Source organism: Bradyrhizobium sp. (genome assembly GCF_027307225.1).
GTDB lineage: Bacteria > Pseudomonadota > Alphaproteobacteria > Rhizobiales > Xanthobacteraceae > Bradyrhizobium.
Window position 1 is genome coordinate 42,846 of record NZ_DAHUXJ010000006.1, and the last position, 24,889, is coordinate 67,734.

21 protein-coding genes are annotated in these 24,889 nt (G+C 61.4%); 7 read left to right on the forward strand and 14 right to left on the reverse strand.

Going from position 1 to position 24,889, the window contains the following annotated elements:
* Positions 1-24: 24 nt before the first annotated feature.
* The 4 genes from hpnE to M6D32_RS00885 form a co-directional block, all read right to left on the reverse strand.
* Positions 25-1,272: a hydroxysqualene dehydroxylase HpnE gene (gene hpnE, locus M6D32_RS00870; protein ID WP_298252410.1), complete on the reverse strand. Its 1,248-nt coding sequence runs from the start codon at positions 1,270-1,272 to the stop codon at positions 25-27.
* 29 nt (positions 1,273-1,301) lie between these two features.
* Complete coding sequence (hpnD, locus tag M6D32_RS00875; protein WP_298252412.1) at positions 1,302-2,141, reverse strand: presqualene diphosphate synthase HpnD; 840 nt, start codon at positions 2,139-2,141, stop codon at positions 1,302-1,304.
* A complete protein-coding gene (gene hpnC, locus M6D32_RS00880; RefSeq protein WP_298252414.1) occupies positions 2,138-3,016 on the reverse strand; it encodes a squalene synthase HpnC in 879 nt (292 codons plus the stop codon). The genes hpnD and hpnC overlap by 4 nt, the downstream gene beginning before the upstream one ends.
* 179 nt (positions 3,017-3,195) lie before the next feature.
* Complete coding sequence (locus M6D32_RS00885) at positions 3,196-3,429, reverse strand: hypothetical protein (RefSeq protein ID WP_298252416.1); 234 nt, start codon at positions 3,427-3,429, stop codon at positions 3,196-3,198.
* 443 nt (positions 3,430-3,872) lie between these two features.
* Here M6D32_RS00885 and M6D32_RS00890 point away from each other — a divergent pair, with 443 nt between their 5' ends.
* Positions 3,873-4,373, forward strand: a complete 501-nt coding sequence (locus M6D32_RS00890; RefSeq protein WP_298252417.1) for a hypothetical protein — start codon at positions 3,873-3,875, stop codon at positions 4,371-4,373.
* Between the two features lie 9 nt (positions 4,374-4,382).
* Here the strand turns inward: M6D32_RS00890 and M6D32_RS00895 are convergent, their stop codons facing one another.
* The 4 genes from M6D32_RS00895 to M6D32_RS00910 form a co-directional block, all read right to left on the reverse strand.
* The gene (locus M6D32_RS00895) at positions 4,383-6,776 is read right to left on the reverse strand and encodes an MMPL family transporter (protein WP_298252419.1); all 2,394 of its coding nucleotides are present in this window, start codon (positions 6,774-6,776) and stop codon (positions 4,383-4,385) included.
* Positions 6,777-7,141: 365 nt separating this feature from the next.
* On the reverse strand, positions 7,142-7,945 hold the full coding sequence (gene eutC / locus M6D32_RS00900; protein ID WP_298252421.1) for an ethanolamine ammonia-lyase subunit EutC: 804 nt from the start codon (positions 7,943-7,945) through the stop codon (positions 7,142-7,144).
* Positions 7,946-7,951: 6 nt separating this feature from the next.
* A complete protein-coding gene (locus tag M6D32_RS00905) occupies positions 7,952-9,535 on the reverse strand; it encodes a B12-binding domain-containing radical SAM protein (protein WP_298252423.1) in 1,584 nt (527 codons plus the stop codon).
* A gap of 143 nt (positions 9,536-9,678) precedes the next feature.
* Positions 9,679-11,061: an ethanolamine ammonia-lyase subunit EutB gene (locus tag M6D32_RS00910; RefSeq protein ID WP_298252425.1), complete on the reverse strand. Its 1,383-nt coding sequence runs from the start codon at positions 11,059-11,061 to the stop codon at positions 9,679-9,681.
* Positions 11,062-11,389: 328 nt separating this feature from the next.
* Between M6D32_RS00910 and M6D32_RS00915 the strand changes: the two genes are divergently transcribed.
* Positions 11,390-13,129 (forward strand): methyl-accepting chemotaxis protein, encoded by a 1,740-nt coding sequence (locus M6D32_RS00915; protein WP_298252427.1) that lies wholly within the window; start codon positions 11,390-11,392, stop codon positions 13,127-13,129.
* A gap of 63 nt (positions 13,130-13,192) precedes the next feature.
* Here the strand turns inward: M6D32_RS00915 and M6D32_RS00920 are convergent, their stop codons facing one another.
* The 4 genes from M6D32_RS00920 to hpaR form a co-directional block, all read right to left on the reverse strand.
* Positions 13,193-14,716: an altronate dehydratase family protein gene (locus M6D32_RS00920; protein WP_298252429.1), complete on the reverse strand. Its 1,524-nt coding sequence runs from the start codon at positions 14,714-14,716 to the stop codon at positions 13,193-13,195.
* 151 nt (positions 14,717-14,867) lie between these two features.
* A complete protein-coding gene (locus M6D32_RS00925; RefSeq protein WP_298252431.1) occupies positions 14,868-15,644 on the reverse strand; it encodes an aldolase/citrate lyase family protein in 777 nt (258 codons plus the stop codon).
* Between the two features lie 146 nt (positions 15,645-15,790).
* Complete coding sequence (locus M6D32_RS00930) at positions 15,791-16,876, reverse strand: malate/lactate/ureidoglycolate dehydrogenase (RefSeq protein WP_298252433.1); 1,086 nt, start codon at positions 16,874-16,876, stop codon at positions 15,791-15,793.
* Positions 16,877-17,010: 134 nt separating this feature from the next.
* Complete coding sequence (gene hpaR, locus M6D32_RS00935; RefSeq protein ID WP_298252434.1) at positions 17,011-17,535, reverse strand: homoprotocatechuate degradation operon regulator HpaR; 525 nt, start codon at positions 17,533-17,535, stop codon at positions 17,011-17,013.
* Positions 17,536-17,737: 202 nt separating this feature from the next.
* Between hpaR and M6D32_RS00940 the strand changes: the two genes are divergently transcribed.
* The 5 genes from M6D32_RS00940 (at position 17,738) to M6D32_RS00960 (ending at position 23,374) form a co-directional block, all read left to right on the forward strand.
* On the forward strand, positions 17,738-18,136 hold the full coding sequence (locus M6D32_RS00940; RefSeq protein WP_298252437.1) for a 5-carboxymethyl-2-hydroxymuconate Delta-isomerase: 399 nt from the start codon (positions 17,738-17,740) through the stop codon (positions 18,134-18,136).
* Positions 18,129-19,667 carry a 5-carboxymethyl-2-hydroxymuconate semialdehyde dehydrogenase gene (gene hpaE / locus M6D32_RS00945; protein ID WP_298252438.1) on the forward strand — a complete coding sequence of 513 codons (1,539 nt, stop codon included), beginning with the start codon at positions 18,129-18,131 and terminating at the stop codon, positions 19,665-19,667. Before M6D32_RS00940 ends, hpaE begins: the two co-directional genes overlap by 8 nt.
* Before the next feature lie 221 nt (positions 19,668-19,888).
* Positions 19,889-20,872 (forward strand): 3,4-dihydroxyphenylacetate 2,3-dioxygenase, encoded by a 984-nt coding sequence (gene hpaD, locus M6D32_RS00950; RefSeq protein WP_298252440.1) that lies wholly within the window; start codon positions 19,889-19,891, stop codon positions 20,870-20,872.
* A gap of 12 nt (positions 20,873-20,884) precedes the next feature.
* Positions 20,885-21,649, forward strand: coding sequence for a substrate-binding domain-containing protein (locus M6D32_RS00955; protein WP_298252442.1), 765 nt, complete (start codon positions 20,885-20,887; stop codon positions 21,647-21,649).
* A gap of 99 nt (positions 21,650-21,748) precedes the next feature.
* Positions 21,749-23,374 carry a thiamine pyrophosphate-dependent enzyme gene (locus tag M6D32_RS00960; RefSeq protein ID WP_298252444.1) on the forward strand — a complete coding sequence of 542 codons (1,626 nt, stop codon included), beginning with the start codon at positions 21,749-21,751 and terminating at the stop codon, positions 23,372-23,374.
* Between the two features lie 93 nt (positions 23,375-23,467).
* Here M6D32_RS00960 and alkB read toward each other — a convergent pair whose 3' ends face one another.
* Together alkB and M6D32_RS00970 are read right to left on the reverse strand one after the other, a co-directional pair.
* Positions 23,468-24,121, reverse strand: a complete 654-nt coding sequence (gene alkB / locus M6D32_RS00965; RefSeq protein WP_298252446.1) for a DNA oxidative demethylase AlkB — start codon at positions 24,119-24,121, stop codon at positions 23,468-23,470.
* A 12-nt stretch (positions 24,122-24,133) separates the two neighbouring features.
* Positions 24,134-24,880: a 2OG-Fe(II) oxygenase gene (locus M6D32_RS00970; RefSeq protein ID WP_298252448.1), complete on the reverse strand. Its 747-nt coding sequence runs from the start codon at positions 24,878-24,880 to the stop codon at positions 24,134-24,136.
* Positions 24,881-24,889 lie beyond the last annotated feature (9 nt).

Consider the following 24,889-nt stretch of genomic DNA (forward strand, 5'->3'; position numbering starts at 1 on the left):
CGATCATCATCGGAGCTCGCCGCGCTAGGCCGCAGCGAGGACCAGATCGGAAGCGCGGTCTCCTGACCGCACCGAGCCTTCGATGGTTGCCGGCAACCCCGTATCAGTCCAGTCGCCGGCAAGAAACAGGTTTTTGAAGGCCGTTACGGCCCCCGGCCGCAACGCATTCTGTTCCGGGGTCGCCGCAAATGTGGCGCGGCGCTCGCGCACGAGCTGCCAGGGCGGCATTTCGGCCGTTATTCCAGAAGCTTTGCAGATATCCCGCCAAATCGCCTGCGCAAGCTCCTCGCGCGGCCGGTCGACCAGCCGGTCAGCGCCGCTGATCGTGATCGACAGGCGCTGGGGAAACGCGAAAAGCCATTCCACGAGCCCTCCGACCACCCCCAAAATCGGCGGCTGGCCTTGTGGAGGATCATAGCGAAAATGCGCGTTCACAATCGCGTGGAACTGGGTCGGTGTTTTCAGCCCGGGTAACAGCGAAGCCGCCGCACGCGGCGGCACGGCCAGTACAACGGCATCGGCAGGAGCAAGAGGTATCGTCTCCTCGCCAAAGCCCAGCTTGCTGATACGGCCGCCGGCATTGTCGAAACTGCGGAGCTCGCGCCCGTACTGGATCGCGGCCCCCCTCTCCTGCAACAGCTTGATTGCCGGATCGACCAGCACCGCGCTCAAGCCGTCGCGCGCGATCAACGGCCGGCAGGCTTGGCCGCCGGCGAGCAGCGTCTCGCGCACGATGGCGCCGGCAAGGCCGGCCGATCCCTCCGGCGGATCGATATTGAGAGCGGCCAGGAGCAGCGGCTGCACCAGGCGCTGGTACAGCACGCCCTCACACGCGATGGCATCGCCGACGAGTCGTTGAGGCGACGACCAGATCAACGGCGCCAGCGCCAGGTAGTCGCGCACGCTTGTGTCCGGCACGCGCCGCGCGGCATCGAACACCCACAGCGGCAGGCGGCTGTCGCCGAGATCGAGCCGCCAGCGCTTTTCGGTCTTCAGATCGATGAACGGAAATTGCGCGCGTTTCGGCCCGACCAGCCCGGCCTCGGAGCCGATCGATCTTGCATAGGCCAGCGCGTGGTGATTGCCCGAGAGCAGAAGATGGTTGCCGTTATCGATCGTCAGATTGGTTGCGGCATCGAAATAGGAACGGCAGCGCCCACCCGCCTGTTGCGTCGCTTCGTAGACATTAACCTTGTAATTGGCGTTGGCGAGCCTGACGGCAGCCGACAAGCCGGAAATTCCCGCACCAATGATATGGGCAACTTTTTGCATGCGATGGATCGGATCAAAAATCGTGGGCGTCAGAAAAAGCCGTAGCGGAGCAGAATGGAAAATTTGGCCATTTTGTTCAGCCGGACCGGCGTGCGCGGGTTAGCGAACCCGCGCGCAACAAGCAATTGCAGAATCGCGCCGTAGTACTTCGACATGATGCGTGGCGCGCGCACCGCGCCGCGCGAATTGCGGGCCATGATCGCGTCGGATTGCGCAAAATGGTCCCTCGCCCGCGCCACCAGCGGAGCACAGACCTTCGGCAGCGCCGGATCGGCCGCGACCACAAGCGGATCGGTCGAGGTGATCCCCGCCTGCGCCAGAGCTTCCTTCGGCAGATAAAGCCTTCCGATCGCGGCATCTTCGTCGATGTCGCGCAAGATGTTGGTCAGCTGCAGTGCGCGGCCCAAATGGTGCGCAAGCTGGATGCCGTCCTCTCTCGGCATGCCGAACACCCGCACCGAGAGGCGGCCGACAGCGCTGGCGACGTGATCGCAGTAAAGGTCAAGCGTCGCCAGATCCGGCGCCCGGATGTCCTGAGGGACATCCATTTCCATGCCGTCGACGATGGCCAGGAAATCCTCGCGCTCGAGGCTAAACTGCCGGACCGACGCGACGTAGTCGCGCAGCCGCGCCGGCGGACGGCCCTGATAAAGTGCGTCGATATCTTCACGCCACTGTTGCAGCGCCGCCAGCCGCTCATCGCGCGGACCATCGGAATCGGCGATGTCGTCAACCTGGCGGCAAAAACTGTAGATCTGAAACATCGCCTCCCGCTGCTCCTGCGGAAGGATGCGCATCGCAGCATAGAATGAACTGCCCGACGCCGTCGTCCCATAATTCGGATTGGCTGCCGCTGCCTCTCCCGTCATGCGCCGGCCGCCGATTTCGAAACGGGGCGACGCCCGGTGAGACGGCGAATAGTTTCGCCTGCCATGCCGCCGAAGCTGAAGGCCAGCAATTCGAGGGGATTGAGATGCACCCGCTCGGACAGCGGATCCCGCATCTTGAGAAGGCGAACGATCTTGTCCGCGAACGACTGAATGACGGAGATTTCCAGGCCAAGTCGGAAATCCCTGACGTCGGCGGCGAGCATTCTGCCTTCATCGAGCAACGCTTCGTTACGTACGGCCAGCGTCTGCAGGCATTGCAGAAGCGCTGGCGCAGCGCGCGCTTCGCCCAACTGTTCGACAGTAGCGCCCGCGGCGGCGAGCGCATCGCGCGGCAGATAGACGCGGTTGAGATCTTTGAAGTCCTTGCCGCAATCCTGCAGGTGGTTGTTGATTTGCAAGCCGGCGCAAATTGCATCCGACGCCGCCCAGGTGGACGTGTTTTCACCATGCACGTCGAGCACGAACCTGCCGACCGGCATCGCCGAGTAGCGGCAATAGTGAATCACTTCGTCCCAGTTCTCGTAACGAAGCTTGGTCACGTCCATGCGAAAGGCGGTCAAGAGATCGAGCGCATGGCGCGGCGGCATTCCCCGCTCGGCCAGCGCCCGGCGGAGATTGACCGCCTCCGCCTGGCTGTCACCCTTGCCGAGCAATTCGGTCTCGAGAAGATCGAGAAGCGAGAGCTTTTCGTCTCCGCTCAAGGTCGGATGATCGGCGATGTCGTCGGCGGTTCTGACGAAATTATAGAAGGCGAGAATCAGCGCCCGATGCGACGGATGGATGATCCACGACGCGACCGGAAAATTCTCGTCGCGGTAGCCCTTGCCGGATCGCCATTCGCTCGCGTTGATCATCTTGGAAGCTGGCTACGCTGTTTCGTTTGTTTGCGCCGGATATCGCCGCACGCGTGTGGAACCTAAGCCCCATATAGGGGAATAATTCCTCAAAACCAATGCCATGAACGAAGGTAAGCAAGGCAAAGCCGCCCCCGGAACGGGGGCGGCTCGCTTCCAAAGACCTTAATTTTAAGCCCTTATTGGCCGTGGTCGGTCAGAACCTTGTCGCAAGTCTTGGTGAGCTTGGGACGATTCTGTTGCAGGCAGTTCAGCACGATCAGATCAGGCTGATCCATCATCGAGCGACAGAACTTCTGCACGTCGCGAGCGCAGGCTTTCTGCTCCTCCGGCGTTCCGCTGTGTTGATCGGCGAACGCCGCGCCGGAGGCCACCAGCGACAGCAGGCCGGCTACGAAGAAAGATTTACGCATTGTGTTCCTTTGTTCTTACGGCAGAGATTTCCAACCCGAATAGCACGAGGCATCAGCGGGGCAGACTATTCGGGTTGTGAAGGCCGCCGACCGCGGCAACAGAAGCACTGGCAAATACGGCCAAATTTGCGACGGCCATCCTCCTAAATTGCGGTCCTCGAAGGCAGATTCGGAGGAGCGCGTAACCGATTGGTATCACGGACCATTTTTGCGGATCTAAGCGCTAGACGATTGTCGCGCGGCGAGAACTTCACAATACCTGAAGTCGCACGCGTTTCGCGAGCAAAAAAAAGCGATTGCCGCAATTTGCCTCATCCATGCAGGATTTTCCGAGAACTGACGCTGCGTTCGACTGGCCTTTGAACCTAACCCTTGGCCGACACACCAACCACATGCGCGGCGATGGCCGCATCCAGGAATGTCACATTCGAAGGGGGTTCAGCATGAAATGCTCGGGTTCAGGCTTGGTCGGGCAAACCATCAAGGCAAGCGCCGTTATCGCCACACTGGTTCTGTCGACGTCGGCCGGGCACGCGCAGGCGCGCCCGTTTGCCGGCTTTGACGGAGCCTGGTCCGGCAACGGAACAGTTTCGCTGTCGGACGGCTCGAGCGAGCGGCTGCGCTGTCGAGCGGTCTACCAAGTCGATGGCACTGGGCTTGTATTGAAGCAAACGCTTCGCTGCGCCAGCGACAGCTACAAGTTCGATCTCTCCAGCGACGTCACCAGCCACGGCGATCATATCACCGGCAACTGGTCGGAAACGAACCGCAATATCTCGGGGAGCCTGCTAGGAACCGCCGGCAACGGCAAGATTGACGTGACGGTCGAATCCGCCGGCTTTTCTGCAACCTTGACGTTGCGGACCACCGGCAACAGGCAGACCGTTCAGATCAGTTCCAAGGGCGACATCAGGGGCGTATCGATCACGATGGTGAGGAGCTAAAGCGCTCACCTAGCCCTTCCCGCCCGATTGCTGCGCTGGTCCTGCGGAATGCGTCATTCCGCGGATCCGCTGCGACAGCGTGATCAAAAACATCGCCGTCGGGCGAAGAATGAAGAGGTCGGCCACCAGCGCCGACACCATGGAAAAGGCGCTGAGCCAACCGAACAGGCGAAGCGACGGCAGCGCGGAAAATACCGTGACGACGAGGCCGCAGGCCAGCACCACCGTGGTCAGGATCAATGCGGGGCCCATCAGCACCGTCGCACGCTCCACCGCAACATCGGGCGTGACGCCAGGCTTCGACTCCTGCCTCAGGCGGTTGAGGAAGTGAATGGTGGCGCTGAGCCCCAGACCGAACGACACCGTGAGTGCCACGACGCTCGCAAATTGCAGCCCCTCACCCAGCAGCCAGAGCACCGTGCCGGACAGTACCACCGGAAAAATTCCGGGCAGGATGCAGGAGAACATCACAACGACTGAACGGAACGCGAGCCCGATGAAGATGGCGACGAGCGCGAATTCAACGGTCAGGCCGCGGTTGAGCTTTTCGATCATGTTGGCCGAATTGCGCGCGGCGATCGCTGAAAGTCCGGTGACCGCGATCTCGTAGCCGGGATGCGCCTTGCGCACGGCATCCAGACCGTGGTCGAGCTTCTCGACCACGGGAAGGATTTGGCTGGAATCAAGGTCCGGCACCCTGCCCGACACCACCACTGCGTCCTGATTGGCGTCGATAAAACGCTGCACCAGATATTTGGGGATGACGCTGACATATTCTTTCAGCGTCGCAACGTCCGACTTGCCGGTCTTCTCTGCGAGCCAGCGCCGCAGCGTCTCCAGTGACCAGACGTTTCCGACGCCCGCCGTCTTCTCGACCTGCGAGTGAACATCCGCGATGGTCTGCAAGGTTTGCGGGTCGTAAAGCGAAGCGCCCTTCGGGAATTCGATCAGCACGTCGATCGCATTGGCGCCGGTCAACTTGGCGTCGAGCCGGCTGCTGGCGGCAACCGCCTGCTGCTTGTCCGGCACCTGGTCGGCCAGCCGGTAGCGCGGCTCGAGATTGGCGTAGATGGTCGCCAGGCCACCGACGAACAATACCGCAATCAGGCTGAAAAGGCCGGGCCGGCTGACCATCCGCACGGCAATCCAGTAACAAAAATTCCGCAGCATCTGCACGCCGGCGTCGGCGCTCTGGAATTTGACCGCAAATAATCTTTCGTTGCGCACGAACAGCACGCCGAACACCGGCACGAGCGACAACACCGCGACAAGCGCAATGATCGTCGCTGCCAGTCCGGCCTCCCCGAACTTGCGGATCAGGTCGGAGTTCGAAAACTGCAAGGCAATGAACGAGATTCCGGCGGTGCCGTGGGTCAATACGCAGGCAGGTCCGACGACCAGCACCGCGTTGCGGAACGCCGTGAATTTGTCTTGTCCGGCAATCAGGCGGTCGCGCGCGGCAAAGGTGAGCTGCATCGAATCGGAGAAGCTGATCACCATGATCAGCGGCGTCATCACGTTGAGGAACATGTTGAGGCTGAAACCGGCCCAGCCCAGGCCGCCGAGCGCCAGCAGGATCGCGATGATCGGCGGGAACGCCGCCACTACCATGAACGATATCTTGCGGAAGAAGATGATGGCGATGACGCACCCGGCCAGAATGCCAAGGATGTTGTAGGTGAGACCGTCACGCTCGACCGCATTGCGGATTTCGAGTTGCATCACGGGCACACCGGATAACTCGACCTTGAGACCGGTATTGCCGAGATCCTCGGCCATCAGCTTCCTGATGTCGCCGATCGTCTTGCCGAGCTTGTTGCTGGCGACGACGTCCGGCTCGAGCGACAGCACGATCAGCGCCAGCGTGCCGTCTTCCGACAGCAGCTTGCCGCGAATGAGTTCGTTCGACTTCACCGTCTCGATGAACTTGGCGTAGTCGGCGCCTTCCGGCAGCTGCGAGGGAAACAACGCAGCCGGGAATTTACCAGGCGCCGGCGCCTGACGCGCCGAGAACAGCGAGATCAGGCCGCGGGTGCCCTCGACGAGTTGCAGATCGGTGACGAAGTCACGCAGCTTTTCGAGATTGTCGCGCGCAAGCAGGTTCTTGCCTTCGACAACCACGAGCACGTCGAATTCCGTCGCCGGGAACCGTTTGATTTCCGATTCATACTGCCGGTATTCCTTGGAATCCGAGCGGAACAGCTGGCTCAGCGAATCGTCGATCTTGATGCGCTGGATTCCGAAAATCGCGCCGATGATGAGCGCTACCAGAATGATGCAGGATACGATCGGGGCTTTGACTGCGATGAGCCCCATTCGTTCAAGCCCGAAGGCGATGCTCGACATCGGCCGCTGTTCGATTTTCTCGACATGGACTTCGTTGTCGCTGTTCTTTTCGAGCATGCCCTGTCCAATTCTCACATCAGCTCAAATAGTCGCAAACCAAGTAACGAAAAACGGATCCAACCTGGAAAGTTCCGGATGATGGGGGCGAAGCGCCACGCAATAGCTGTTGAAAACAAACAACAATTTTGCAGACGACGTGTAGCAGGTCCTGAAGGCTTCCCGCAAGCAGAGCCCTTGGCCGAACGCGACTACCGGCCTAGTACCGCCGATCTGAAGTCCCTGCACCACAAGCGGCGAATTCGATCCGGGACTTCAGATCGATAAAGCGGTACTAGAATCAATAAGTTTGTGAGTAGCCTATGACTTTCCGAAGTTCGTGAAGGTGGGCGCTGCGGTGGAGCATGAACTTCGGAAAGTGGGCACTATTCCTCCACGAAATTGTCACGTTCGCCTGAATTGACGATCAAACCGCCGCCCGATTGACCCCCGCTTTCGTCCTTCAGCGCGATTCCCGTCACCTCCCGAGCCAGGCCTTCGCGAATCAGCCAGCTTGCCTTTGCTGCGGCATCTTCATGGCTGAGCCCGGCGCGGTGGATATTGGAAACACAGTTGCGCTTTTCGTCCGTCATTCCGACGGCCGGCGCAAAGGTCAGATAGACCCCGAGGCTGTCCGCCGCCGACAGACCCGGCCGTTCGCCGATCAACATGACGGTCATGGACGAACCGAGGATACCGCCGATCTCATCGCCCAATGCCACGCGCGCGCCGGTTGCGACAACGCCGTGGGCGAAACCGATGGCGTCGGCCGCCAAGAGCGGCAGCAGCCGTCGCAACAGCGCCATAGCATGCGTATTGACCGCGGTCGGTGAAAGCCCGTCACCGATGACGATCGCGAGCCCGCCCGCCCGACCGGAATGGCTTGCGAGCCTGGCTTTCGAATCGTCGTCAAGCCTGCGTCCGAGATCGGGACGAGCGAGATAGTCCTTGCGGCCTGGCGCCCGGCTGGCAACGCGTGTGGCATTCAAACCAAGATCGGCGAGACCCGCCACGAGGCCATCTGCGTCGAATGCCGCATGGACCGCGTCCCGTGCCCGCGCATGATCGAGGGAAAATTCGAGCAGTTCTTTGGTCGGCAGGCTCGCACCGGCGAGGCCGAGCGCCACGCGGGCAGGCGTCAATTCGCTCAAGCGCGAGAGCGACGGCAATTGCGACACCTCGGTCTTCATAAGACGTTACTCGGCAGGGACGGAAGCCTCACGCAGCCGCATGGAATAGTTCGACGCATTTTGCCGGCCGGCGGAAGCTGCGCGCGCGAACATGATGAGATGATGGCCAACGGTCAGCGCCTCGATCAGATGCTCGATCTCGCCGCGGGCCAGACGGCGCAGGGCGAACTTCCAGAATTCAAGCTTGTAGTCGCCGAGAACACCGACCCTCCAGAAGATGTTTCGCAGCATGATGAGACCAAGCCTGATGTGCGGCCATGTTGCCCGTTTTTCTGACGGCGGCTTGATCCGCTTGCTATAGGTTTCCCGGATTTGAAATTCGTAACGCTGCAGCAGTTTGGCGGGCTCGTAGGCTGCGCCCATGCACCTGCGCCAGGCGCCGACGACGTCGTCATACGGCATGCGAAAATCGACGTTGGACTCCCTCCCCTCATCCTCGACCAGGCGGTTCTCCCTGATCAGGCGATCCCAGAGCGGTGTCTTCGGCAACGCCTGAAGCAGGTTGATGGTGAGAAGCGGGATTTGCGACGCCTCGATGAACTGCATCAAGTGCTGTTCGGTCTCCGGCTTGTCGGTATCCAGCCCGAGAATGATTCCCGACACGACTTCCATGCCGTAGCTGTTGATGGTCCGGATGCCTTCCATGATGGGGACCATCATGTTGTGATCCTTGTGCATCGCTTTCAGCGCCACCGGATCCGGTGTCTCGATGCCGCAGAAAATCGTGCAGAAATAGGCCTCGCGCATCCCGGCCAGGATTTCAGGCCGCTTGGCGATGTTCAATGTCGCCTCGCATGAGAAACGCAGGACGAAGCCGGTCTTCTTTTGCCACTCGATCAGATGCGGCAGCAGTTCGAGCGCCGCCTTGCGGTTGCCGATGAAATTATCGTCGACGAAATAGACCGAGCCGCGAATTCCACATTCAAGCAGCTTGTCGAGTTCGGCCGTGATTTGTTGCGGCGTCTTCAGACGCGGGTTGCGGCCATAGAGCCCGGGAATGTCACAGAACTCGCACTGATACGGACATCCGCTCGAATACTGAATGCTGCCGAGAAAATAGTGCTTGAGATCGGCGAGTTCATAAGCGGGAAGCGGAAACTTGGCCATGTCGAGACGATCGGCGGTCTTGAGCACGACTTGTTCTGCGGGACGCGAACAGTCGCGCGCGAGGCGCGCGATCAACTCATCGGTGGCATCGCCCAGTTCCCCGACATGCAGATAGTCGAACGAAGGATAGTAATCGGGACATGCGCTGACCGAGGGGCCGCCGATCGCAACCGGGAGGTCGAACGCATGCGCACGTTGGCAAATATCGTTCATCTGGCGCCGCTGGATGTGCATGCCGCTGACAAAGACGGCTTCCGCCCACTCGAAATCCTCGTCGGTTGCGGGCCGCATATTTTCGTCGATGAAGCGGACCGACCAGTTTTCGGGCATGTAGGCTGCGATCAACAGCAATCCCTGCGGCGGCATGAAGCCCCGGACACCGTCGGTCAACGGATAGGCGTGCTCGAACGAACCAAAGGACGGTGTATAGCGCGGAAAGACACACAAAATACGACGCACCGTGTCAGCGTTTGCAGCTCTCATCACTCCCTCTGGCGCCTCTTTCATCTAAGTTAATCACGCAACCCGCAGGCTGAACCACCAATTTTTCGGGATTGTGGCAGCGATCTAACCCTGCATCAAACGAAGAGTTGCAAACGCTGCAGGAAATAGGTTCGCGAAGGCTGTCAGGCAATCATCAGACGGGCGAATTCCGGCAACAAATCACCGTTACCGGCAAGGCGATGATTCGCATCCGCAAGCCCGGTACGGAATAGCCAGTCGTCGAATTCCGGCGCCCGCTTCAGCTTGAACAGGTCCCGGACATAGAGTGCATCGTGGAACGACGTCGATTGATAATTCAGCATCACGTCGTCGGCGCCCGGCACCCCCATGATGAAATTCACACCGGCGGCCGCCAGCAGCGTCAGCAGGTTGTCCATGTCGTCCTGATCGGCCTCGGCATGGTTGGTGTAGCAAACATCGACGCCCAGCGGCAGGCCGAGCAGCTTGCCGCAAAAGTGATCCTCAAGGCCGGCGCGGATGATCTGCTTGCCGTCGTAGAGGTACTCGGGACCGATAAAGCCCACGACGCTGTTGACCAGCAGCGGGTCGAACGCACGCGCAACGGCGTAAGCGCGCGCCTCGCACGTCTGCTGATCGAGGCCGTGGTGGGCATTGGCGGACAGCGCCGATCCCTGCCCTGTTTCGAAATACATCACATTGTTGCCGACGATCCCGCGCTGGAGCGACCGTCCGGCATCGTGGGCCTCGCGCAGCAACGCGAGGTCGACGCCAAAACTCCGATTGGCCGCTTCCGTGCCCGCAACCGACTGGAAGATCAGATCAACCGGCACATGCTCGGCGATCAGCCGAAGCGTCGTCGTGACATGGGACAGTACGCAAGCCTGGGTCGGAATTTTCAGCCGGCCGATGACGTCGTCGAGCAGATGCAATAGCCTGCCGATGACAGCAGGATCGTCGCTTGCCGGATTGATGCCGATACAGGCGTCGCCGGCCCCGAGCAGGATGCCATCCAGTATCGACGCGATAATTCCCTTCGCATCATCGAACGGATGGTTGGGTTGCAGCCGCACGCTCATTCGCCCGCTCAAGCCGATGGTGTCGCGGAAGGCGGTGACGACTTCACATTTTTTGGCGGCCAGAATTAGATCCTGGTTGCGCATCAGCTTTGATACGGCCGCCGCCATTTCCGGGGTAATCCCGCGCGAGATCGCCTTGAGAACATCTCGACTGGCCTTCCCCGAGAGCAGCCAGTCACGGAACGATCCAACCGTAAGCGAAGAGATAGGCGCAAAGGCTTCCGGATCGTGGCTATCGACGATCAGGCGGGTCACCTCGCAGGCCTCGTAGGGAATGACCGTCTCGTTGAGGAACTGCTTGAGGGGGACGTCCGCCAGCGCGATCCGGGCGGCGACCATCTGCTCGGCGGTTTCGGCAGCGATCCCCGCGAGGCGATCGCCTGAGCGCGGAGGGCTCGCTTTGGCGAGGAGATCGCGCAGATCAGCGAAGACGTAGGCGGTGCTACCGATGACGTGCCGATGGGTCATGTCTGCTCCGAGCCGGACACCGATACCAGCAAAATGACCTCTCTATCCTAGCATTTTGCACTGCACCTTGCGCCCAACACCGGTCCCATTCGACACCGCAAATTTCCTCGCTCGGCTTCTCTGGTTTTCAGCCTAACAAATTGATATAACTAAAGTTCTTAGAAATCGGAGTTGGCATGCAAAATACCAACCGCGGGTTGAAACGGTGTCATATTGCCTAAAGCAACGTCAAATTTACAATTTCTAGAGGAAGATTTCACATAGTTTCCATGACGGGCCGTCAGGTGCGACTGGCCCCTCCGAGCGCGGCTGGGGACGCCAATCCATTATGAAATCTATTGCGCCATCAGGCTCCAAGAAGGCCTCGAGCCTTTCGCTCGCTTTCAAGCTTTATTCGGTTTTTGCCCTGTTCGCGGTCTTGACCGCAGCGATCACGGTGCTCTCCGACTACAACACCCGGCGCGCCGCCGCTCTTACCCAGGAAATCGAAACGGCGGGCGAGGCTGCGCTCAATGTCGAGCGCGTCAACTCGCTGGTTTACGCCGTGGTGATGGAATCCCGCGGCATCTACATGTCGACAGACCTGCCGGTCGTGAAAAAATACGGCGACGGGCTGCACAAGTTCAGCGACCGGTTGCTTGGCGTCGTCAAAAAGTGGCAATCCATCGTCCAGGACGACGATCGCGAACAATTTGTCGCCTTCAAGAAGCGTATCGATACATTCGTCGAATTCCGCAACGAACTCGTCCGCCGCGCGGTCGAAATCAGTCACGGGGCGGGCCGGGAATGGGGCGACAACGACGCCAACCGAAACGTGCGCAAGGCGTTAAATAAGGATCTGGAAGCTCTCTCGAAGGTCTATGCGGAACGCAGCGGGAAGATCGCCGAGCAGACCGCGGTTAATCACGAGTTGGCTTTCCTCCTGACCTGCCTTGGCGGGTTGGAACTAGCGCTTGTCGCCATCGGCATCTTCATCATCGCGCGGTCCGTAGCGAGGCCGCTGTCCGTGATTACCACCACCATCAAGCAGGTTGCCGAGGGGACCGAGGGCATTGAGGTTCCGCACACCGGACGGCAGGACGAAATCGGCGCATTGGCCCGCGCGATCCAGATTTTCCAGGAAGCGATGGAACGCAACCGCAACCTCAATTCGCAGGTGCTGATGGATTCCAAGGCGCGCGACGAGCGCACCCGACAAATCGAGACTTCTGTGGAATCGTTCCGTGGCGCCATTGGCAGCGTCCTCGGCGCCGTGAACGACAATGCCTCCGCCATGCGCGATACCGCGCAGTCGATTTCCAGCGTCGCATCCGACGCCAGCGGGCGGGCGAATGCCGCCGCGCGTGCGACCGAACAAGCCTCCAGCAATGTCTTTGCCGTTGCGAGCGCCGCCGAGGAGTTGTCGACTTCGATCGAAGAAATCGGCCGGCAAGTGCGGCAATCGGCGGAGGTGGTCGAACAAGCCGGCCAGCGCACCGAAAAATCGGTTGCCGAAATTGAAAGCCTGGCTGCGGCAACCCAGCGCATCGACGGCGTGCTCAACCTCATCCAGGCGATCGCTGAGCAGACCAACCTTCTGGCGCTGAACGCCACCATCGAAGCCGCCCGCGCCGGCGAGGCTGGCCGCGGTTTTGCCGTCGTGGCCCATGAAGTCAAGGCGCTCGCCGGCCAGACTGCCAAGGCCACTTCGGAAATCGGCCAGAACATCAGCATGATCCAGGCTTCGACGCGCAATGCGGTCGAAGCGGTGCGTGAGATCGGCACCGCGGTGCGCGAGATCAACGCAGTCACCAGCAATATTGCCGGTGCGGTTGGGCAGCAGGATGCGGCTACCCGCGAGATCTCGCAGAATGCCCAGCTCGCGGCCGATGGCAACTCGACCCTCGTCGAGAACATCGGCTCGCTCAACGACGCAATCGAGAACACCAACAAGGGCGCCGCATCGGTGCTCTCCACCTCAACCGACCTCGCATCAACCGCCGAACGGCTGTCGCGTGAAGTCGAAAAATTCTTCCAGGATCTGCGCGCCGCGAGCGATAACTCCGCGCTGACGGTTGCCGCCGGCTAAACCAGCGGGCAAGGCGTCAACGGGCATGAGACTGACGAATGGTCCGCATTCACCATTCGCTTCTCACATTGTCGCGCCGAGCACCCAGGGCGCGAATTCGGCGCCGCCGAAATCAAAGCTCTCGCTCTTGGTCGGCAGACCGGAAGCGGTCTTGAGCATCAGCTCAAAAATGCGCTCGCCGCATTGCTGCACGGTCTCCTCGCCATCGAGGATGGTGCCGCAATTGACGTCCATGTCGCCTTCCATGCGCTTGTACATCGGCGTGTTGGTCGCAAGCTTGATCGATGGCGCGGGCTTGCAGCCGAACACACTGCCGCGGCCAGTCGTGAAGCAGACGAGATTGGCGCCGCCCGCGACCTGTCCCGTCGCCGCGACCGGGTCGTAGCCGGGCGTGTCCATGAAGACAAAACCCTTCTTGGTGACGGCTTCGGCATAGTTCAGCACGTCGACCAGGTTGGTGCTGCCGGCCTTCGCCATCGCACCCAGCGACTTTTCCAGGATGGTGGTGAGACCGCCGGCCTTGTTGCCGGGGCTCGGATTGGCGTTCATCTCGGCGCCTTCGCGCGCCGTGTAGTCCTCCCACCAGCGCATCAGGTTCACGAGCTTCTCACCGACCTCGCGGCTGACCGCGCGCCGGGTCAAGAGATGCTCGGCGCCGTAGGTCTCCGGCGTCTCCGACAGAATGACCGTGCCGCCATGGCGGACAAGAAGGTCACTCGCAGCTCCCAACGCCGGGTTGGCCGAAACCCCGGAATAGCCGTCCGAGCCGCCGCATTGCAGCGCCACGGTCAGTTCGCTCGCCGCGACCGCCTCGCGCTTGACCTTGTTGGCGTCGGTGAGCGCCTCGCGCACAAAGGCAACCCCGGCTTCGACCGTCTTGCGCGTGCCGCCGATCTGCTGAATCTCCAGCTCGCGCAAGCGCCCGGCGAGTTTCTGCTCCAGCATCAGCCCGCCGATCTGGTTGACCTCGCAGCCCAGGCCCAACACGACAACGGCGGCGAAATTCGCATGCCGTGCATAGCCGCCAAGCGTCCGCCGCAGCAGCGCCAACGGCTCATCCTGCGTCATGCCGCAGCCGGTCTTGTGGGTCAGCGCGACGACGCCGTCAACATTGGGGAAATCAGCGAGCGGATTGTCGCCGGTGAACGGATTCTTCCTGAATACGTCGGCCACCAGACCGGCGACATGCGCGCTGCAATTCACCGAGGTGAGGATGCCGATGTAGTTGCGGGTGGCGACCCGCCCGTCGGGACGACGGATGCCGTCGAACGTCGCCGGCAGGTCGAAATTCGGTGCCGGCTTCACATCGACGCCGAACGCATAGTCCTTGGCGAAATCGCCCATACCGCAATTCTGCGTGTGGACATGCTGGCCCGGCGCAATGGGTGTGGTGGCAAAGCCGATGATCTGGCCGTAACGGCGGACCGGCTCGCCGACCGCGATCGGTTTGATCGCGACTTTATGACCGGCCGGAATGCGCTCGAGGGTGGTCACGCCCTCAGCGACCACAAGACCCGCCGGCAGGCTCGATCGCGCGATCAGCACGCCATCATCGGGATGCAGACGAATAACGGGCGGTGGGGTCATGGGGATCTCCTTCATACTCTAAAAGTATCGTGCCGCGGACGCTGCGCAGCGCGAGCGATGCGCTGCTGATCCGGGGCCCAGGCAAGCGCGCAACGTCAATGGATCCCGGATCTGCGATGCAGCGCTGCATCGCGTCCGGGACACGAGAGGCTCAGGCCTTGCCGCCCGACTCCTTGCGGGTCTGCGCGACCTGCATCCGCGCATAGGTCGCCATCAGGCCAACTTCGTTGAACAGGGTCACCAATTGGAAGCCCATGTTGATCGCGCGCTGTGCGCCATCGGCACCGGAGCAATGGATGCCGGGATGCAGGTTGCGCTTGCCGCATTCCTTCACGATCTTCTCGTAGATCTTGAGGATCTCGGGCTCCTCGCGATCGAGCTTCGGCACCAGCCCATAGGAGAAACCGAGGTCCGACGGCCCGATATAAACACCGTCGATGCCTTCGACATCGAGGATCGCCTCCATGTTGCCGATCGCGGTTCTCGTCTCCATCATCGGCAGCAGGACGATTTCATGGTTGGCCGTTTTTTGATAGCTGCCGGCTGTGCCGTAGAGGCCCGCGCGGATCGGGCCATTCGAACGCGTGCCCATTGGCGGGTATTTGCCGTAGGCGACGAGGTTCCTGGCTTCTTCCGGCGTGTTGATCATCGGGCAGATCACGCCATAGGCGCCGCCATCGAGCACCTTGCCGATGATGCCGGGCTCGTTCCACGGCACGCGCACCATCGGCGTCACCGGATGGCCGTGCATGGCCTGAAAACACTGGATCATCGACTGATAGTCCTGCACGCCATGCTGCATATCGACGGTGACGCTGTCGAAACCGCATTGCGCGATCACCTCGGCCGAGAAGCCGGAGGGAATCGCAAGCCAGGAGTTCAAAACCACCTTGCCCGACGCCCAGATTTCCTTGACCTTGTTTGCCATCATTCTTTCCCTGAGTTCTTTCCCTGCTTTGTAATCGGTTTCGGCCTCGCGAACGGAGGCCGCAAAAGGGCCAATTCGATATCCGTTTGTAGCGTTGAACCAGGCACTTGGCTCGCCAAAATCATGCACTACTGGGTTGCCCCGCATTACTGGGTTGCCCTTTGAATGCTCGCCTCGCCGACGCCGACGTCGCGGGCGGTGTTGACGATTGCCGCCCAGGTATCGTCCGGCAGCGGGACGCCATTTTTTGTGCGCTCGGTGCGGGTCTTGCGCTCGACATCGCCCGGGATCATGACCGGCTCGCCACCTGCGATCGGCTTGGTGGCGCGGATGAAGTCGACGTAACGGGAAATCTCGCCATCGAAGAAATGCGCGGGATCGACGACCTTCGGGTCGATGTAGAAGGCCAGCATGCCATTGGCGAAGCGCCGGTTGGGTGCGGTCGCGCCCGTCCCGGTCAAAGCGCCGCCGAGCAGCTCGCACATGAACGCAAGCCCTGATCCCTTGTGCTCGCCGAAGGCGCGGATCGCGCCTGACCCCTTGGTGTGATCGCGCGGACCATCTGATGTATAGGGACCATAGAGCACGTGTGGATCTTCGCTCAACGAGCCATCGGCATCGATCAACGCGCCCTTGGGCAGCTTCTTGCCGCCGCGGCTTGCGACCAGACACTTGCCTTCGGCGACAATCGAAGTCGCGAAATCGAGCACAATGGGGTCCTGGCCCTGGCGCGGAACGCCGACGCAATAAGGTGCGGTCGACAGCCGTTTCTCCACACCACCGAATGGCGCAACCAGAAGCGAGCCGGCCGCATTGACGAAGTGCACGGAGACGAGGTCTTCGGCTGCCGCCATCTCGGCCCAGTCGCCAACCCGGCCGATATGTCCGGCATTGCGCAAGGCAACGGCGGCGAGCCCTGCCTTCTTGCATTTCTCGATGCCGATCTTCACCGCAACCGGCGCGACGGTCTGCCCATAACCGAACTTCCCGTCCACCACCGCCAGCGACGGCATATCGACCACGACCTCCGCCGTCTGGTTTGGAACGACCGAACCCATCTTCTTCCAGCGCATATAGACGGGGACGCGGATCACCCCATGGCTGTCATGCCCGGTGAGGTTGGCGGTCGTCAGATAGCTCGCGATGCGGCGCGCTTCCTCCGGCAAGGATTCGGCGTGGCCAAAAACATCGGCCACAAAGTCAATGAGATTTGAAACCTGTATCGTGACCATCTTCGTCGTCGTTCTCCCTGGTTCGGCGCCCGTTTTATCGTGACGCCTTATGCACTTTTCCATGCGCGCGTTTTGTCCGGCAAGCAAGACCGCCAGGCATGCCGAAACGCCCGGTACGACATGAAGATTTGCGGCTATCGTTTGCCTTCCGAAGGTCCGGCATCGCTCACTTCGAGCGTCGCCAGGCTAGCTTCCAGCACGGCCAGCATGTCCTGCAGTTCGGCAAGTTTTTGCGTGCCATAGCGCTGCGTAATCGCGGCGTAGATGGCTTCCGAGGTAGGAGCAACAAGTTCAATCAGCTTCAGTCCCTTCTGCGAGATCGAAACGACGCCGCGGCGCAGGTCGGCCTTTGCGGTTCGGCGCTCGATCAACTGGCGCGTGTCAAGATCGCGCAGGATCCGCGACAGGCTCGGGCCAAGCAGGAAAGCGAGGCGGGCCAATTCCGTCACCTCGATCGCCTCGACAGCGGCAAGCGCCCGCAGGATCCGCCATTGCTGCTCGGTCAATCCATGCCGGCGCAGCGATGGGCGGAACTGTTTCATCACCGCCTCCCGCGCGCGCAACAGCGACATCGGGAGCGATTTCGAGAAGTCCCGCATCGGAATTGGACGCTCAAGCTGGTGCGTATCGCCCGTGCCGATCGATTTCTTAGCCGTCATGGTCGGTCGTCCGTTGGCCGAAGGATGATGCACCGCACAAATCTCAATTCGATTTGCCGGGCATAATTTAACATGTTAATCATCTTCCCGACATCAGGATTTTTACGTTCTGCGCCAAGGCCGGCACAATCCGTGCCGACGATGGCTCGCCCGGTGAGCCGATATTGCCCGCTCGAGAGCGCCCACATGGAGTAACCCCGCCATGCCCCATTTCACGATCGAGTACTCGGCCAATCTCGATAGCCAGATCGACATGGCGAAGGTCGTGGAAATGGTTCGCACGGCGGCCGTGGAGGCGGGTATCTTCCCGCTCGGCGGCATCCGCGTCCGCGCGGTGCGCTGCGAACATTATGCAATCGGCGACGGCAATCCTGATTTTGCTTTCCTCGACATGCTGCTTCGGCTCGGCGAGGGCCGCGACCTCAAAACCCGGAAAGAAGCCGGCGAACATATTTTTCGCGCGTTGTCGGCATACCTTGATCCCGTTTTCGCGAAACGCAAATTCGCCCTGTCGTTCGACATGCAGATCAACGACAAGGAAACCAGCTGGAAGCGCAACAATATCCATGAGGCGTTGAAAGCGGAGGCTGCACATGGATAAACCGGCTCCAAAGTCCGACCCGTTTCGCGCCAATCTAGACCGCGCCGCTCCCCTGCTCGCGAAATTGAAGACCGAAGGCATCTTGCATCTGATCGGCGGCCAGAGCGTGCCGTCGATTTCCGGCGCGACCTTCGAGACCAGGTCGCCGATCGACAGCACCGTGCTCGCGAACGTGGCGCGGGGAACCGCCGAAGACATCGACCGCGCGGCAACTGCCGCCAGCCTTGCCTTCAAGACCTGGCGCGATATGGCCGCGGCGATGCGGCGCAAACTATTGCACCGCGTTGCCGACGCTATCGTAGACCACGCCGACGATATTGCCGTGCTCGAATGTATCGACACCGGGCAGGCCTATCGCTTCATGGCCAAAGCGGCGATCCGGGCCGCAGAAAACTTCCGCTTCTTTGCCGACAAATGCGCCGAGGCCCGCGATGGGCTGAATACGCCGAGCGAGGAGCACTGGAACATTTCGACCCGTGTGCCGATCGGCCCGGTCGGCGTGATCACTCCGTGGAATACGCCCTTCATGCTTTCGACCTGGAAGATCGCGCCGGCGCTCGCGGCCGGCTGCACGGTCGTGCACAAGCCCGCCGAATGGTCGCCGGTCACCGCCGACCTGCTGGCGAGGCTCGTCAAGCAGGCAGGCATCCCGGACGGCGTTCTCAATACCGTGCATGGTCTCGGTGAAGAAGCCGGCAAGGCGCTGACCGAGCACCCGGCCATCAAGGCGATCGGCTTTGTCGGTGAAAGCGCGACGGGCTCGGCGATCATGACGCAAGGCGCGGCCACCCTGAAGCGGGTGCATTTCGAGCTTGGCGGCAAGAACCCGGTGATTGTGTTCGACGATGCCGAACTCGACCGCGCGCTCGACGCCGTCGTCTTCATGATCTATTCGCTCAACGGCGAACGCTGCACCTCCTCCAGCCGGCTCCTGATTCAGCAGAGCATTGCGGACAAGTTCATCGACAAGCTCGCTGCCCGGGTGCGAGCGCTCAAGGTCGGCCATCCGCTCGATCCCGCAACCGAAATCGGCCCGCTGATCCACGAGCGGCATCTCGCGAAAGTCTGCAGCTATTTCGACGTGGCGCGGAAGGACGGCGCGGTGATCGCGGTCGGGGGCGCACCGCATCAAGGTCCAGGCGGCGGGCATTACGTGCAGCCGACGCTGGTCACCGGCGCAACGCGCGACATGCGCGTGGCGCAAGAAGAGGTGTTTGGACCGTTCCTGACCGTCATCCCCTTCCGCGACGAGCGCGAGGCCGTCGAGATCGCCAATGAGGTGAAATACGGGCTCACCGGCTATGTCTGGACCGCCGATATGGGCCGTGCGCTGCGCGTCGCCGACGCGCTGGAGGCGGGCATGATCTGGCTCAATTCAGAAAACGTCCGCCATCTGCCAACGCCGTTCGGCGGCATGAAGGCTTCCGGGATCGGCCGCGACGGCGGCGACTATTCGTTCGATTTCTACATGGAAACAAAGCATGTCTCGCTGGCGCGCGGCACGCACAGGATCCAGCGATTGGGAATTTAGCGCTAGTGCCCACTTTCCGAAGTTCGTGCTCCATCGCAGCACCCACTATCACGAACTTCGGAAAGTCATGGGCACTAGTAAACTTACCGATTCTAGTACCGCTTATCGATCTGAAGTCCCTGATCGAATTCGCCGCTTGTAGTGCAGGGACTTCAGATCGGCGGTACTAGCCACAGCCGTTTGAGCCAACGTGAGCCCCGGCTTTGCCAGGAAGGACCATGATGCCCATTCCGCAACACGTGTTCGATCCGCAGTTCAACATCATCCGAAGCAGCCACGTCGTGCTCGACGTGGTGGACCTGAACGCGAGTTCCGCATTCTACGAAAATGCCGTCGGTCTGCATGTCGAGGAACGCGGCAACACGGCGATCTATCTGCGCGGCAGCGAGGAGCATCAGCATCATTCACTGGTACTGCGCAAAGCCGCTGCGGCCGCCTGCCATCGGCTTGGCTTCAAGGTCGGCAATGAAGAAGACCTCGACAAGGCAGCTGCGTTCCTTTCCCAGAATGGCATCGCTCACGCTTTTTCGGAGCAGCCGTTTCAGGGCCGCACCCTCCAGTTCTCCGATCCTTTCGGTTTTGCGATCGAGCTCTACGCGTCGATGGACAAGCGCCCGCACCTGCTGCGCCGCTACGATCTCTACAAAGGCTGTCACCCGCAGCGGCTCGATCACTTCAATGTTTTCGCGGCCGAAGTGCAGGATACGGTCGATTTCTACGCTCGCCTTGGCTTCCGTCTGACCGAGTACGCGGAAGAAGATGGACCCCAGGGGCGGATCGCGGCGGCCTGGTTGCACCGCAAGGGCAACGTTCACGATTTCGCTATCACCAACGGCAGAGGCCCTCGTCTGCACCATTTTGCCTATTGGGTGCCGACAGCCATGAACATTTTGCACCTGTGCGACGTGATGGCTTCGAGCGGGTACCTCAAGAATATCGAGCGTGGCCCCGGCCGGCATGGTATTTCGAATGCATTCTTCCTTTACGTCCGCGATCCAGATGGCCACCGCCTTGAACTCTACACCAGCGATTACTTCACCGGCGATCACGACCATGCACCGATGCGCTGGTCGTTGAACGATCCGCGCCGCCAGACGCTGTGGGGGGCGCCCGCCCCGCGCTCGTGGTTCGAGCTGGGGTCGCCATTCCCCGATCAGGCCGTGCGCGAGCCGCAGTTCGTCGCCGACGTCGCGGTGGCCGACTAATACGGAGACCTCATGAAAATGTCCCTGATTGTGGCAGCCGCCTCGGTGCTCGGCCTGGCTCCAATTTTGTCACCATCGGCCGGCGCGCAGGCCGACGAGCTGAGGGTGCTGGCTGGCGGCTCGCTCCGCAGCATTTTGACCGAGCTCGGCCCGAAATTCGAACAGGCAACCGGCCACAAGCTCGCCGTCCATTTCGATACGACTCCCAACCTGATCAAGGCAGCGACAACAGGTGAGCCGTTCGACGTCGGTGTCGTTCCAATCGACGTTTTCTATGATCCGGTCGCCAAGACTCATTTCGCTCCCCCGGTCGAATTCGCACGCGTCGGCTACGGCGTCGCAATCAAGGCCGGCGCACGAAAGCCCGATATCAGCACGCCGGAAGCTTTCAAGAAAACGCTGCTGGCAGCCAAATCCATCACGTTCCTGCCGGCAAGCGCCGCCGGCTCCTACATCCTGAGACTGTTCGAACGGCTCGGCATCGAAGATGCGATGCGAGCCAAGACCGTCCCGCAAGACCAGCCGACCGGCATCATTCCGGCCGTCGTCAATGGCGACGCGGAACTCGCGATCTTCGTGAATAACGTTTTGACCGAGCCCGGTGTCGACATCGTCGGTCCCTTCCCCGCCAAATACCAGCAAGAGCTGGTGTTCCCGGTAGCGCTCGCGGTCGACACCAAGCAAAAGGACGCGGCCAAGGCATTCGTCGACTTCATCATGTCCCCGGCATCCAGCGTTGTCGTCAAAGCCAGGGGCATGACTCCGGGTAGAAGCTAGCAGGTTCACCTGCGGCTTGAGAAGTTGATGATCTCTTCCGACATCGCCAGGTTCGCCGTTGATGGCGCCACGACAAGTTTCTACTGATCGGATCGTTCAATGCCCCTAAGTTCTGGCGGCGAAGCCATTGTCAGCGGTCTGGTCGCGCACGGCGTCGACACCGTGTTCGGCCTGCCAGGTGCGCAAATCTACGGCCTGTTCGACGCGTTTCATCAGGCGCAGTTCAAGGTGATCGGCGCCCGTCACGAGCAGGCCTGCGGCTACATGGCCTTTGGTTATGCGCGATCGACCGGCAAGCCCGGCGTGTTCAGCGTGGTGCCCGGCCCCGGCGTGCTCAATGCGGGCGCGGCATTGTTGACGGCCTTTGGCGGCAATGAACCGGTGCTCTGCCTGACCGGACAGGTGCCGACGGCGTTTCTTGGCAAGGGCCGCGGCCACCTGCACGAAATGCCGGACCAGCTTGCGACGCTCCGCACCTTCGTGAAGTGGGCCGAGCGTATCGAATATCCGGCCAACGCGGCTGCCCTCGTTGCGCGTGCCTTCCAGGAGATGCTGTCGGGGCGCCGCGGCCCGGCATCGCTGGAAATGCCGTGGGACGTATTTACGCAGAAGGTCGAGGTCGGCGCCGCCGAGATATTCGATCGCTTTCCAGCGCCTTTGCCCGATCCCGACCGGATCAAATCGGCAGCGAGCCTGATCGCGGCCAGCAAGACGCCGATGATCTTTGTCGGCTCCGGCGCGATCGAGGCCGGCGACGAAATCCTCGAGCTCGCCGAACTGATCGACGCGCCGGTGGTCGCCTTCCGCAGCGGCCGCGGCATCGTTTCCAACGCCCACGAACTCGGGTTGACGATGGCCGCCGCCTACCGGCTGTGGCCAACGACCGATCTCATGATCGGCGTCGGCACGCGGCTGGAATTGCCGGCGATGACCCGCTGGCCGTTTCGCCCCGACGGACTGAAGTCCATCCGGATCGACATCGATCCCGCCGAAATGCGGCGATACGCTCCGGATACGGCGGTTGTGGCAGATGCCAAGGCCGCCACGTCTGAGCTTGTGTCCGCCGTGAGGAAAGTTGGCTACGCCAAAACCAGCAGCCGGCGTGCGGCGATCCGCGAAGCATCGAGCGCGGCGTCGAAGGAGATCCAGAAGATCCAACCGCAGATGGCCTATCTGAACATCCTGCGCGAGGTCTTGCCGCCGAATGCGATCGTGACCGACGAGCTATCGCAGGTCGGCTTCGCGTCCTGGTACGGCTTTCCCATCTACGAGCCGCGGACGTTTATCAGCTCGGGCTATCAGGGCACGCTCGGCGCGGGATTTCCGACTGCGCTCGGCGCCAAGGTCGCGCATCCCGACCGGCCTGTGGTCGCAATCACCGGCGATGGCGGTTTCATGTTCGGCGTGCAGGAGCTCTCAACCGCCGTGCAATTCAAGATCGGCGTGGTCGTGCTCGTGTTCAACAATAACTCCTACGGCAACGTGCGGCGCGATCAGCGTGAGCGCTTCGAGGGCCGCGTCGTGGCCTCCGACCTGGTCAATCCGGACTTCATCAAGCTTGCAGAATCCTTTGGCGTCGGCGCCGCGCGGGTCTCCTCACCCGATCATTTCCGCCCCGCGCTGGAGAAAGCGCTGGCGCACGGCGGTCCCTATTTGATCGACATCGAGGTGCCCCGGGATTCCGAGGTCAGTCCGTGGGCGTTCATTCATCCGGCGAAGCCTTGAAAGGCTTTTTTGTTTGCGCATGATCTCGGCGCAAACGCGTTCCGCGTTTGTCGCGAGGGAAAACCGCTACACACTTTTCCGGATCATGCGCTGTCAGCGGATTTTTCGGAACGTCAGATTGAGACGCTGCGGGCCCATCGCCGGATGACTGCCCTCGGCGAGCGGTGCGACACCGTGAAAGAACAGCCGCGACGGCCCGCCCCACACCGCGACATCGCCGTGCTCCAGGCGAAATCGCCGCGGCTTGTCGGCCCGCTTCAAGCCGCCGAACATAAAAATCGCGGGCAAGCCAAGTGAGACCGAGACGATCGGCGCGCCAAAATCGAGCTCGTCCTTGTCCTGGTGCAGCGACATCTTCGCGCCCGGCACGTAGCGGTTGATCAAGCAGACGTCGGGCTCAAATCCGGAAAAGCCTCCGCTTTGGGCCGCGCGATCTGCCAATTCGCGAAATAGCGGCGGCATCGCCGGCCACGGCTTGCCGGTTTCGGGATCCTCGGGGTCATAGCGATAACCGCTGCGATCGGTAACCCAGCCGGCACTGCCGCAATTGGTCATCGCGACCGACATCTGATGGCCGCCTGGCGTGAACATGCGGCGAAACGGCGCTTGAGCCACAATATCGCGCAGGGCGGCGAGCAAGCCGGCTTCTGAATCGCCAATGAAGCTGCGCAAGAGCACGGCGCCTTCGGCCATCTCCTCCCGCGAGGCGCGCGCTTCCGGAAAACAGGCAAACAAGTCTGTCGTCAACGCGACAAATCCTCACTTGGCGTCATGGAAGATCACGCCGGCGGTATGACGGCGGCCCGAACGAAGTCGGCCCACGCCATGGCGCATATTGACACGATAGATCCCGCGCGTCCCCTGCACCGGACGGACATGCACAGCAAAGGCCACGCCGTCACCTTGGCGAAGCGGCACCACCTCGGCCCGCGACTGCATGCGCGGCCGCTGTTCGGTCAGCACAAACTCACCGCCTTCGAAGTCGCGCTGGGGTTCCGACAACAGGATCGCGACTTGCAGCGGAAACACATGCTCGCCATAGAGATCCTGGTGCAGGCAGTTGTAATCGCCTTCTTCATATTGCAGCAGTAACGGCGTCGGCCGAAGCTGGCCCGCTTGATGGCATCGGGCCAGAAACGCCTCGTGGTCTTCCGGATAGCGGATATCGATCCCCATCGCCTCGTTCCAGCGGTTCGCGATGGATTGAAGCTGCGCATAGAGCAGCGGCCGCAGTTCGGCGATCGGCTGGGGAAGCGGATAGGAGAAATACTTGTATTCGCCGCGACCGAAGCCGTGGCGGCCCATCACGATGCGGCTGCGGAATAGCTTGTCTTCGGGATAGCGTTCTGCCAGCGCGCGACACTCGTCGGGGCGGAGCAACCCCCTGAGCACGGCGCAACCCTGCGCATCGAGATCGCGCGTGGCTTGCTCCCAATCGATCCCGGCCACGCGGGTGGCGATGCCGGTTTCAAGCTGGGAACTTCTGTGTTGTGCGGCTGTTTTCATGCCTGCCAC